This is a genomic window from Stackebrandtia soli (genome assembly GCF_965137155.1).
In the GTDB taxonomy this organism is placed as follows: domain Bacteria; phylum Actinomycetota; class Actinomycetes; order Mycobacteriales; family Micromonosporaceae; genus Stackebrandtia; species Stackebrandtia soli.
The window spans coordinates 37,150-47,868 of sequence record NZ_CBCRZX010000035.1 but is presented as its reverse complement, the minus strand read 5'-3'; the positions used below and the strand labels follow the sequence as shown (position 1 = coordinate 47,868).

Here is a 10,719-nt window from a genome sequence, read left to right as displayed (position 1 = left end):
CTCCCCAACCGGCCCCCGCCCCGCCGACCGACGGCGTCCGCATGCGCTACCTCGGACACGCCGGAGTACTGCTCGAATCGCCGGACGCGTGCGTCCTCCTCGACCCGATCGCCGGATACGACGGCGACGGGATCGACCACGTCCGCATCACCGACCTGCCGCCGTACATCGACGCGATCGTGCTCAGTCACGCACACGCCGACCACGTCTCGATCGAGACGCTGCTTCAGTTGCGGCACAAGGTCGGCACCGTCATCGTGCCGGGAGCGGGAGGCGGCACCGTCCTCGACCCGGCGCTCGCCCCGATGCTGCGCGCCCTCGGCTTCGCGAACGTCGTCAGTTTGGGCGAGCTCGATTCGCACCGCGCCGGCGAGGGCCTGTCCGTGACGTCCGTCCCGTTCCTCGGCGAGCACGCCGACCTCGACATACGGGCGAAGATGGTGCCGCTCGTCGAACTCAACGGGCGCCGGTTCCTGTTCGCGACCGACACCGTCGTCATCGAACCGAAGCTGTACCACCGGATGGGCGACCTCGTGACCGACGTCGACGCCCTGTTCATCGGACTCGAATGCGTCGGCGCGCCGATGTCCTGGCTGTACGGAGCGCTGCTGGGCCGACGCCCGGATCGCGCCCATGACCGCACTCGGCGACTGTCGGGTTCGGACGCCGCGATGGCGGAGGTCCTCACGACGCTGACCCGCGCCAAGCACGTCTACACGTACGCGATGGGCTTCGAACCGTGGCTGCGCCACATGACCGGATCATCCTATGAGGATGACTCCGAGCAGGTGACGCAGGTCCGCGAGCTGGAACGCTCGCTGGCGTCGCAGGATGTTCCCTGCGAGATGCTGTACCTGCGTGGGGATCGACAGTGGTTATCGAGCGCCACCGCTTCGCCCCCGTCATCGAGGACGAGCTTCGACAACTGCGCGGCCTCGACAACTGGCACGGTCCGCTCGCCTTGGCCACCGACTGGATGGTCATCGTCGGTGTCATCGTCGCCTGTGAGCTGATGCTGTCGGGCTGGACGTGGTGGGTGGGCTACCTGCTCATCGCGTTGCCGATCATCGCGACGAGACAGCGCGCCCTGGCGACGTTGCTGCACGAGGCGGCCCATGGGGTGCTGACGCGGAACCGGCGCCTCGGCGTGCTCCTGGCGACCTGGCCCTCCGGCTATCTGATTCTTCAGAGCCATCGGACTTATCAGCGCAGCCATCTACGTGATCACCACGGCGCCTTCGGGAACCCGTACATCGATCCGGATCTGCGCGCGCACCTGGCGCACGGCCTGTACGAGCCGATGTCGGCCAGGACGTTCACGCTCAAATACCTGTTGGCTCCGCTGTTCGGAGTGCGCACGCCGCGACTGATCGCCGAACTGATCACGCAGCGGTTGTCCGGCACCCGCCGGGAGGTCCTCGCCGGGCTCGGGGTGGTCGCCTACTTCGCGGCCGTCGGAGGCGTCTTGTTCGCCTGTGGACTGTTCGACGTCTTCGTCGTGTACTGGCTGGTGCCGCTGTTCCTGGTGTTCCCGCTCGTCAACTGGTACATCGAGCTGCTGGAACACTTTCCGATGGTGGGCAATGAGTACGTCGACATTCTGACGAGCCGCCCGAGGGCGACCGGGCCGATCACCCGGCACCTGTTCGGCATTCACGGCGAGGGTTACCACCTCGACCACCACCTGTCCCCGAAGATTCCTTATTGGAACCTTCGGCGGGCTCACGAGATCAGAACGCGGGATGCCCGGTATCACGCGGCCGTCCTGGCGACGGCGCCGCCCGGTCGCGGCCTGCTGTGGCAGTTCCGGGACATGGCGCGGCAGGTCGGTCGAGCCCAATCCAACACCCGACTACGCGCCCAACTCGATTCGCTGACCGACGCCCCCACCCCGGTGCGAGCGGCGTGATCGAGACCCGCGTCAGAGCTGTGTGGACGTACCGTCCATCGCACCCCCCTCCGCCCGATCCGCTGGACGGGCACCGACAGACGGGAGCATTCCGTGACTGAACCAACCGCCGATCGCCAGCACGAGTACATCATCATCGGAGCGGGACCGGCCGGGCTCCAGCTCGCGTACTTTCTCGACCGCGCCGGACTCGACTACGTCCTGTTGGAAGCCAACAAGGTCGGTCATTTCTTCAGCGAACTGCCCCGACACCGGCGGCTGATCTCGAACAACAAGGTGCACACCGGGTACGACGATCGGGACATGAATCTCCGGTGGGACTGGAACTCCCTGCTGTCGGAGAACCTCGATCACCTCTTCACCGAGTACACCGATGAGTACTTCCCGTACGCGGACACCCTGGTTCAGTACCTGGCCGACTTCCGCGAACGCTTCGCGCTCAACGTCCGGGAGGAGACCCGGGTGGCGTCGATCGGTCGGGACTCCGACGGCGGTTTCGTCGTCTCGATCGAGGGTGGGGAGGTCCTGCGGTCCCAACGCGTCGTCGTGGCGACCGGACACACCGTCCCGCACATCCCCGACGTCCCAGGCATCGAGGCCGGCGAAGAGTACTCGACGATCTCGACCGACGCGAACGAGTACCGCAACCAGCGCGTCATGATCGTCGGCAAGGGCAACTCCGGCATGGAGACCGCGGAGGCGATCTTCGAGCACGCGGCGAGCGTCCACATGCTCAGCCCGAACCCCGTCCGGCTGGCCTGGAACACGCACCACGTCAGCGACGTCCGCGCCGTCTACAACAACGTGCTGGACTCCTACCAACTAAAAATGCAGAACACCATCCTGGACGCGAACCTCAGGCGGGTCGAACGCCGCGAGGACGGACGGCTCAACGTCGCGTTCACGTACAGCCACGCCAACGGCCAGGACTGGGATCTGACGGTGGACCGGCTCATCCTGGCGACGGGCTTCCGATTCGACTTCTCGATCTTCGACGACAGTTGCACCGTCAGCACCTGCCATGACGGACGCTGGCCCGCGATGACGAGTTCGTGGGAGTCGACCGACGTGCCCGGCCTGTACTTCGTCGGCACGATCATGCAGGCACGGGACTACAAGAAGTCCTTCTCCGGGTTCATTCACGGCTTCCGGTACAACATCCGATTCCTCAGCGAACTGTTGCGCGAGCGGTATCACGGCGAGCCGCGCGCCGTTGACGTCATCGAGTGCGACCCGAAGACACTCGCGGACGCCATCGTGGACCGAGCCGACAACGCCTCCTCCATGTTCCAGCTGCCCGCGTTCATGTCCGATGTGTACGTCCTCGATGGAGCGGACGGGATCGAACGGCACCGTGACACGACGGTCGCCTACGCCCTCGACCACGAGCCGTGGCGGAACCGGACGCTTTTGATCGCGACCCTGGAGTACGGCCACCTCCCCAAGGGGGCCGACCCGTTCAACTTCCCGCGCGATCCCCGCGACGGCACCACCAGTCAATTCATCCACCCGGTCCTGCGGCTGTACGTCGACGGCGAGCACGTCGACACCTACCACGTCCCCGAGGACCTGGAGAACGAGTGGAACAAGGACATGTACCTCGAACCGTTCCGTGAGGCCCTGGCGCGCATGCTGAACCGTGACGAGCGAATGGTGACGGCGTGAGGCCGGCGACCCGGGCGGTCCGGGCAGGCCGCACCACGGACGCCGTCCGGGATCTCTCCCCCGCGCTGCATCAGTCGTCCGTCTTCTACGCCGAATCCGTCGCGGAGGCGGTGCAGCTCGAAGACATGAGCGGTGGGGTCTCCAGCTACACGAGAACCTCGAATCCGACGACGATGCGGTTCGAGGGCGCCATCGCGGAACTGGAATCGGGGGAGGCGGCCGTCGCGACGTCGTCCGGCATGGCGGCGTTGACGCTGACCTTCCTGACGCTGCTCACCCCGACCGACCGGGTCGCCATCTCACCGCACAGCTACGCCGACACGCTCAGTGTCCTCGAAGAACTGTCCGCGCGCATCGGCTTCACGCTCGCGGTGTTCGATCTGTCCGCACCCGACGCCCACGACCGGTTGGCCGAGGTCGCCGCGACGCTCATCGTCGTCGAGTCACCGTCGAATCCGATGTTGCGCATGGTGAATCTGCCCGAAATGGCGGCCGTGGCGACCCGACTGGGGGCGAAACTCATCGTCGACAACACGATGGCGACACCGATCAACCAGCGCCCGCTCGAACTCGGCGCGGATCTCGTGATCCACAGTGCATCGAAGTACTTGACCGGTCATCACAACGTCATCGGAGGGGTCATCGTCGGCCATTCCGAGCTCGTCGATCGACTCCGCTACATGCGTACTATCACCGGCATCTGCCTCGACCCGCACTCGTCGTGGTTGTTGTTGCAGGGTCTGCAGACCCTCGCGATCCGAGTGGCCGCACAGAACGCGACCGCGACGCGCGTCGCGGCGTTCCTGTCCGCTCATCCGGGCGTCGACTTCGTCGCCTACCCGTCGCTGGCGGACGACGTCGCGATCGCCAACAACCTGACCGGCGGCGGCGGCGTCCTCACCTTCGGTCTACGAGCGGGTCGGGAGGCGATCACGTCGTTCCTCGAATCGTTGTCGCTGTGCCTGATAGCGGTGAGCCTCGGCGGCACGAAGACCCTCATCGAGGCACCCTCGCTCATGTCGCACGTTCAAGGGGGGCCGGACAACAAGTCGCTGAGCGTCATCCCGGAGAACGCGATCCGCTTGTCCGTCGGGCTTGAGGACGCCCAGGACATCATCGACGACCTGGCCGCCGGGCTCGACCCGAACGCGGGAAAGGAACATCCATGATCGACACTCCAATGGCAATCGCGGTACCGACCGTGATCGCCGAGGTCCTCGGGCTCGACACGGTCGACGCCACCGCCGACCTCCGCAACGACCTCGGCATCGATTCACTGACCGGCACGTACATCGTCGCCAAGTTGCGCACCGAGTTCGGCCTCCGCGTGCCGCTGCCGACACTGCTCGACTCCGCCACGGTCGCCGACTTCTCAGCGACCGTCGGCGCCCTCGCCGGGGACACGGCGTGACCGCGAAGGCCCTACTGACGTTCGACTTCACCGGTGTCGACGCCGACCGAACGTTCACCGGGCTCATCCCCACCGAACACGTCGGCGCCGTCCATCGGATCGATCCATTGACGGCCCAGTTCACCCGAGCACTGTCCCTGGAAGAACAGGCGGACGTGATCGTGGACGGCGCCCCGTCACCCCGCCTCGTCCTGGCGTTCTGCTCCGCGGCGACACTCGCGACGATGGTCGCCGTGCGGCTCGGCGAACGCGACGGGACGGCCCCCGGCGTCATTCTCGCCGACCCCTATCTGGTGTCGCGGGCCCGCGTCGGGGAGGAGTTCGCGGCACTGCACCGAAAACTCGGCGGCGATCCGGGCACGCGCGTCTCCGAACTGCCGGAGATGGAACGTCACCTGACGGACCGGAGACCAGACCTGATCGCCGAATGCGGCGGCGAAGAGGTCGCCGACGTCGCCGACTACCTACTCGACCGGTACCGGTCGTGGCTGCGGTTCCTGTCCGCCAGCGCCGATGCGGGTACGGTGGTCGACGCCCCGCCCATCACCGTCATCTCGGACAAACCGGATCCCGTGGCGGGACTGACGACCGACCCCGCGACCGTGACGACGATCCGCTGCCCGACCGGCCGAGGCGCACCCGAGCTGGCGGCCGCCGTCGCGCGACTCGTGAATGGCTGAACGACGTCTCGAAGCCCGTCGCTATACTTGACCGTTCGTGTGCGCCGGGCGGTCCGCCCGTGCGTTGAGTCCCGTTTGCGTGAGGAGCAGTGGCATCGACCGCCGTGATATCGCCGTGATCGCGGCCGAGGTGGCCACCGCCGTCGACCTCGCCGAGGGCCCCGCTGGAGTCCTCGATGTGCTGCGGGCCGTGGCCCGCCACGAACCGATCGCCGTTCGCGACGTCAGTCGCCACGCCGAGCTGCCCGTCCCGATCGTCGCCGCGATCTGCAACGAGTTGCGCCGGCGGAACGTCGTCGACTCGCAGCGTCCGGTCCGGTTGACCGAATCAAGCCGTTCCGCATTCGCCGTCGGCGGCTGGCAGGACGGCGGCCGCTGCCCGACTTGCGACGGGCGCGGCATCGTCGTCCCGGCCGAGCTAGAGGCGATCGGCGATGAACTGGACCGGCTCGCCGAGGCGATGCCAGAGGCCAAAGTAGAGCTCGACCAGACACATTGCACCGTCGACACGAAGTTGCGTCGCGTCATGCTGATGGCGGAGCTCGGGTTGTTGACGAAGCGCATGGTCTTCCTGGGCGACGACGACCTCACGTCCCTGTCCGTCGCCCACGCCCTCAGCCTCACCGGCGAGACTCCCTCGATCACGGTCGTCGACGTCGACACCGACGTGCTCGCGTTCATCGCCGAGCAGGCCAGAACCCTCGGTGTCCACATCGACACCGTCGAGCACGACCTCGTCAAGCCGCTGCCGGAGGCACTGCTCGGTGCGTTCGAGCTGGTCTTCACCGACCCGCCTTACACGATCGCGGGCGCGGAGCTGTTCCTCTCCCGTGCCGCGTCGGCGCTCGCGCCCCAGATCGGGCATCACATTCTCTTCGCGTTCGGGGCGCGGCGTCCGTCCGAGACCGTCGCGGTGCAACGCATCATCGGCGAACTCGGTTTGGCGGTGCGGTCCCTGCAACCGAACTTCAACGATTACGTCGGCGCCGGGATTCTCGGTGGCACGAGCCACATGTACCACCTGCGGACCACCGACGAGACGGCGCCGCTCATCGTGGGCGAGCACGAGGGGCCGCTGTACAGCGCGGACGGGCGGGCCGCCGCCGTCCGCCGATACCAGTGTGTCCAATGTAAGCACATCGAGCCGGTCGGCCCCGGCGAGCGCTACCCGCGCATCGCCGACCTGAAGCAGGCCACGTGTCCACAGTGCGGTTCGGAGAAGTTCCGTCCGCTGTCTCTGAACGAGCGCCCGAAACGGTGAGCATGAGCCATGTGATTCGACCGGCCGACGAGCACGACGTCGACGGCATTGTGGACTTCGAGATCGAGATCGCGAAGATCTCCTTCGGGGACGAGGCGATCACCGATCCGGCCGTGCATCGCAAGCGAGTGGTGTCGGCGCTCGGCAAGAGTGGCGAGATCATGCTCGTCGCGGGCGAGCCGGGAACCCCGCCGTTGGGTTGGGCGTGGTTGTCGGGTCGCCGGAATTCGTTGACGGGGGCGCATTACGGGAACTTTCGGTCGCTGGCCGTCGGTGACCATCCCGACCGCGCGGAGATCGGTGAGGACCTGCTGGCCGAGGTGATCCGGCTCTGCCGGGCCGACGACATCGGGGAACTGGTCGGCAAGGTTCACGCGACGAACCTCCCGATGCGGGCGTTGTACCGCAAGTTCGATTTCGAGGCCGTGCATCTGACGATGCGGAAGCGTCTCGACGGGGACGACACGTGATCGGCACCGCTCATTTCGGCCGGCAATGGACGTCTCATGACTTGCGCTGACGTGCGACTCGTGTCGTATCCGTGCGATCGGGGCCGGTGATGGCGGCTCCGATCAAATGCGTCGTATGGGATCTCGACCGCACCCTTCTGGAGGGTGTGCTGCTCGAATCGGCCGACGCGAGGCACAGTCCGACAGTACGCCCCGGCATGGCCGAGGTGCTGTCCACACTGCATGAACGCGGGATTGTGTCGAGTGTGGCGAGTCGGAATCCTCCCGAGCTCGCCGCCTCCGCGGTCGCGGCCGTCGACTGGCCGACGCCGCTGCTGGCCCCGCAGTTTGGCTGGGGCGCGAAGTCGGCGTCGATCCGTCGGATCGCCGACGAACTGAACATCGACGTCGACGCGATCGCCTTCGTAGACGACGATCCGTACGAGCGGGCCGAGGTCGCCTCGGCTCTGCCGGACGTGATGACGCTGTCGCCCGACGATGTCGTCGGCGCGTTGACCTGGCCCCGTCTTCGTCCCGAGACCGTGACGGACGAGGGTCGACGTCGCGCGGAGAGCTACCGGGACGCGCGGCGCCGCACGGAGGCCGCACAGGATTTCGCGGGTTCCCGCGAAGAGTTCCAATCGTGGGCGGGAACGGTGCTCACAATCCGGTCGGCGACGACCGACGACGTCGCGCGGCTGGCCGAACTATCGGTGCGCACCAACCAGTTCAACTCTCGCGCCAGCAGTCTGTCTGCGGGGAGCTTCGAGGAGCGGATCGCCGACGACACCACGACCGTCGCCTGTATCGGCTTGTCCGACCGTTTCGGCGACGACGGGACCATCGGCGGGGTGGTGATCGATCGTGGCGCGAAATGGACGGTCGAGTTGATCATGATGTCGTGCCGGGCGATGGGGCGCGGCGTGATCGAGGCGATGCTGGCGTGGATCGACCGGTTCGCACAACAGTCGAATGTGGATGACATCGTGGTGCCGCTGCGCGTCAACGACCGCAACGTGCCGCTGCGTTTGTCGCTGGTCGCGGCGGGATATCGCGCCGCGACACCGGAACCGGGGGCGGAGGCGTTGTTCCGGCGTCCGGTGCCGACCGAACCGGTGACGCTCGAAACCTGGGTGACAGTCGAAAGTGGGGGGACATGATCGAGGAGCTGCGGACACTGCTGGCTCACCTGACCGCGCGCGACGAGCTGGGCCGGATCGGAGCGGACGTCGCTTTGTTCGGTGAGGACGTCGGCCTCGACTCGTTGACGGGAATGCGCCTGCTGCAAGAGGTCAAGGACCGGTACGGCGTCGACGTCGCCGCCGAGGACTTGAACCTGGACGCCCTCGCGTCCCTCGGCGCGCTCGCCGCGTTCATCACCATCCATCGACCGGACCCGATGGCTGGCCTGTCGATCATGCGCGAGATCGAGGCGTACACGCCGAAAACGCTGTATCTCGTCGACGCCACGTACACGGACGCGCCGCTGCTGTCCGATATCGACGGTCTCACGCGGGCCGCGCGGGCCGCCGTCGACTCCGCCGGTGGCCATGTCCTCAGCGACAACCACGTCGTGTTCCCCAACGGCGCGATCACGCTGATCATGATCCTCGCCGAATCCCACCTGAGCGTGCACACCTGGCCCGAGGAGAGCCGCGTCGCGATCGACCTGTTCAGTTGCGGCATGATCGACGGCCGCGCGGTCATCACCGAACTCAGTGCGGCGCTGGCGATCCCCGATCCCGACATCAGGGCCATCGACCGGGGCTGATTCGCCGCCCCTGGATCCATCAGTCCCTTGTGCACTTTTGGAGGCGGCCCTCGCCAGGTCAATCGGGGCATCGACATCGCGTCTTGCCCCAACACGATGGCCGACACCGATACGCGGGCGATCCGCCCGTCTTCCAACGCCACGTCCGCCCATTCTCCTCGAGGAATCGACGCTCCCCCCGAGGATCGATGCGGCGGCAATGTCCGCCGCTGATCACATCGCCGGGAGCGAACTGCGCGTCGTCGAACGCCACACCGCGCTGAGGCTTCGCGACCCAGGTGACGTCCCGACCCGCGCTTCGCTCACCCGGAAATGACAGGGTCGGCCATTAGAGTCGGACCATGACCGAACCGGCCCACCCCGAGCGCTCTCCGCGGGCGCTCGTCGCCGAGGCCCGCGATAAGTACGGGGACGGCGTCATCGTGCGCTGGTGTGCGGATCTTCTGCGGGGCAGGGTATCTCCGTCCGATCCGGACTCGCCGTCGCTCGGTTGGATCGGTGGGCGACACGCGCTGTCCGAGCTGCGCGTGGGCCGTATCGCGGAGCGCGGCCAGGACTACTGGATCCGAACCTGGGCGGCACGGGCATTCCTGTACGTGTGGGGTCCGGAGGCGATCCCCGCGGTCTGCGCCGGGCTGAGCGATCCGGCGTGGCGAGTCCGAGAGATGTCGGCGAAGGTCGTGCGGCTGAGGGAGATCGGCGAGGCCGCGGACCTGTTGCCCGAGCTCGCCGACGACGAGACTCCGCGCGTCCGGGTCGCCGCGCTCCGCGCCATCCCGGTGGTCGCGGAAGCCGAAGCGGCCGAGGCGATCCGGGGCCGCCTGGACGACGATGACGACTCGGTCCGGGACGCGGCCGAGACCGCGTTGGCCCGACTGTCCGAACGCCTCGATCGGGAACTATGACGTCGGTACCGGTGCGGCGACCACAAACTCTGTCGATTTGGACTCCACACAAGATGAGGACACCATGAAACAACAGGTGCACTTCGTGACACTCGCGACCGCCGACCTCGACGCCACTCGCGCCTTCTACGGAAGCCTCGGGTGGACGTCGACCGTGGACGTCGAAGGCGAGATCGTCTTCTTCCAGGCGGCATCGGGTCTGCTGTTGGGATTCTTCGACGCCACGAAGTTCGACCAGGATCTCGGCTCTACATCAGACACCTCGACGATCTCCGGGGTGACGTTGTCCCACAACGTCGACAGCCCCGCCGCCGTCGAGGAGCTCGTCGACGCCATGCGGGAAGCCGGTGGGACGGTGGTCAAGGAGCCGCAACCGGGTGCGTTCGGCGGGATCTACCACGCTCACGTCCAGGACCCCAACGGCGTGATCTGGGAGATCGGGCACAATCCGCATTGGAGCATCGACGAGGACGGCACGGTCAGGCTCGGCTGACCATCCTGGGACGGGCCGAGCACGTCACGGCGTCTCGGCCGTGTACGTCGTCGCCAGACCACTGGGGACACACCCGGTCACGTAACCGCCGACGGCGCCGAGTCCGCGAAGGTACACCAGCTCGGCCGCACCGCCCTGAACCACATGGACTCTCGTGTCCATATTGTCTAACCTT

13 protein-coding genes are annotated in these 10,719 nt (G+C 66.9%); 12 read left to right on the top strand and 1 reads right to left on the bottom strand.

The features are described from left to right. The 12 genes from ACM9NP_RS17965 to ACM9NP_RS17910 form a co-directional block, all read left to right on the top strand. The coding region (locus ACM9NP_RS17965) for an MBL fold metallo-hydrolase (RefSeq protein WP_415647883.1) at positions 1 to 1,013 on the top strand (1,013 nt) is incomplete at its 5' end. Next, positions 977 to 1,909: a fatty acid desaturase gene (locus ACM9NP_RS17960; RefSeq protein ID WP_415647888.1), complete on the top strand. Its 933-nt coding sequence runs from the start codon at positions 977 to 979 to the stop codon at positions 1,907 to 1,909. The genes ACM9NP_RS17965 and ACM9NP_RS17960, both read left to right, overlap by 37 nt. A 93-nt stretch (positions 1,910 to 2,002) precedes the next feature. Beyond that, the gene (locus ACM9NP_RS17955; protein ID WP_415647882.1) at positions 2,003 to 3,574 is read left to right on the top strand and encodes an NAD(P)-binding domain-containing protein; all 1,572 of its coding nucleotides are present in this window, start codon (positions 2,003 to 2,005) and stop codon (positions 3,572 to 3,574) included. Continuing rightward, entirely contained in the window at positions 3,571 to 4,743 is a 1,173-nt protein-coding gene (locus ACM9NP_RS17950; RefSeq protein WP_415647881.1) for a trans-sulfuration enzyme family protein, read from the top strand. The genes ACM9NP_RS17955 and ACM9NP_RS17950 overlap by 4 nt, the downstream gene beginning before the upstream one ends. Continuing rightward, the gene (locus tag ACM9NP_RS17945) at positions 4,740 to 4,985 is read left to right on the top strand and encodes an acyl carrier protein (RefSeq protein WP_415647880.1); all 246 of its coding nucleotides are present in this window, start codon (positions 4,740 to 4,742) and stop codon (positions 4,983 to 4,985) included. Before ACM9NP_RS17950 ends, ACM9NP_RS17945 begins: the two co-directional genes overlap by 4 nt. Then, the gene (locus ACM9NP_RS17940; protein ID WP_415647879.1) at positions 4,982 to 5,665 is read left to right on the top strand and encodes a hypothetical protein; all 684 of its coding nucleotides are present in this window, start codon (positions 4,982 to 4,984) and stop codon (positions 5,663 to 5,665) included. Before ACM9NP_RS17945 ends, ACM9NP_RS17940 begins: the two co-directional genes overlap by 4 nt. A 79-nt stretch (positions 5,666 to 5,744) precedes the next feature. Further along, positions 5,745 to 6,926 carry a bis-aminopropyl spermidine synthase family protein gene (locus ACM9NP_RS17935; protein ID WP_415647878.1) on the top strand — a complete coding sequence of 394 codons (1,182 nt, stop codon included), beginning with the start codon at positions 5,745 to 5,747 and terminating at the stop codon, positions 6,924 to 6,926. A gap of 2 nt (positions 6,927 to 6,928) precedes the next feature. Further along, entirely contained in the window at positions 6,929 to 7,396 is a 468-nt protein-coding gene (locus ACM9NP_RS17930) for a GNAT family N-acetyltransferase (protein ID WP_415647876.1), read from the top strand. Between the two features lie 89 nt (positions 7,397 to 7,485). Continuing rightward, positions 7,486 to 8,535: an HAD-IIIC family phosphatase gene (locus ACM9NP_RS17925; RefSeq protein WP_415647875.1), complete on the top strand. Its 1,050-nt coding sequence runs from the start codon at positions 7,486 to 7,488 to the stop codon at positions 8,533 to 8,535. Then, positions 8,532 to 9,146 (top strand): S-adenosylmethionine decarboxylase, encoded by a 615-nt coding sequence (locus ACM9NP_RS17920; protein ID WP_415647874.1) that lies wholly within the window; start codon positions 8,532 to 8,534, stop codon positions 9,144 to 9,146. Before ACM9NP_RS17925 ends, ACM9NP_RS17920 begins: the two co-directional genes overlap by 4 nt. A gap of 341 nt (positions 9,147 to 9,487) precedes the next feature. Then, a complete protein-coding gene (locus ACM9NP_RS17915; protein ID WP_415647873.1) occupies positions 9,488 to 10,051 on the top strand; it encodes a HEAT repeat domain-containing protein in 564 nt (187 codons plus the stop codon). A gap of 64 nt (positions 10,052 to 10,115) precedes the next feature. After that, positions 10,116 to 10,544, top strand: coding sequence for a VOC family protein (locus ACM9NP_RS17910; protein WP_415647872.1), 429 nt, complete (start codon positions 10,116 to 10,118; stop codon positions 10,542 to 10,544). A gap of 24 nt (positions 10,545 to 10,568) precedes the next feature. On the opposite strand, the gene ACM9NP_RS17905 is transcribed toward ACM9NP_RS17910, so the two are convergent. Beyond that, positions 10,569 to 10,706, bottom strand: a complete 138-nt coding sequence (locus ACM9NP_RS17905) for a hypothetical protein (RefSeq protein ID WP_415647871.1) — start codon at positions 10,704 to 10,706, stop codon at positions 10,569 to 10,571. Between the last annotated feature and the right edge of the window lie 13 nt (positions 10,707 to 10,719).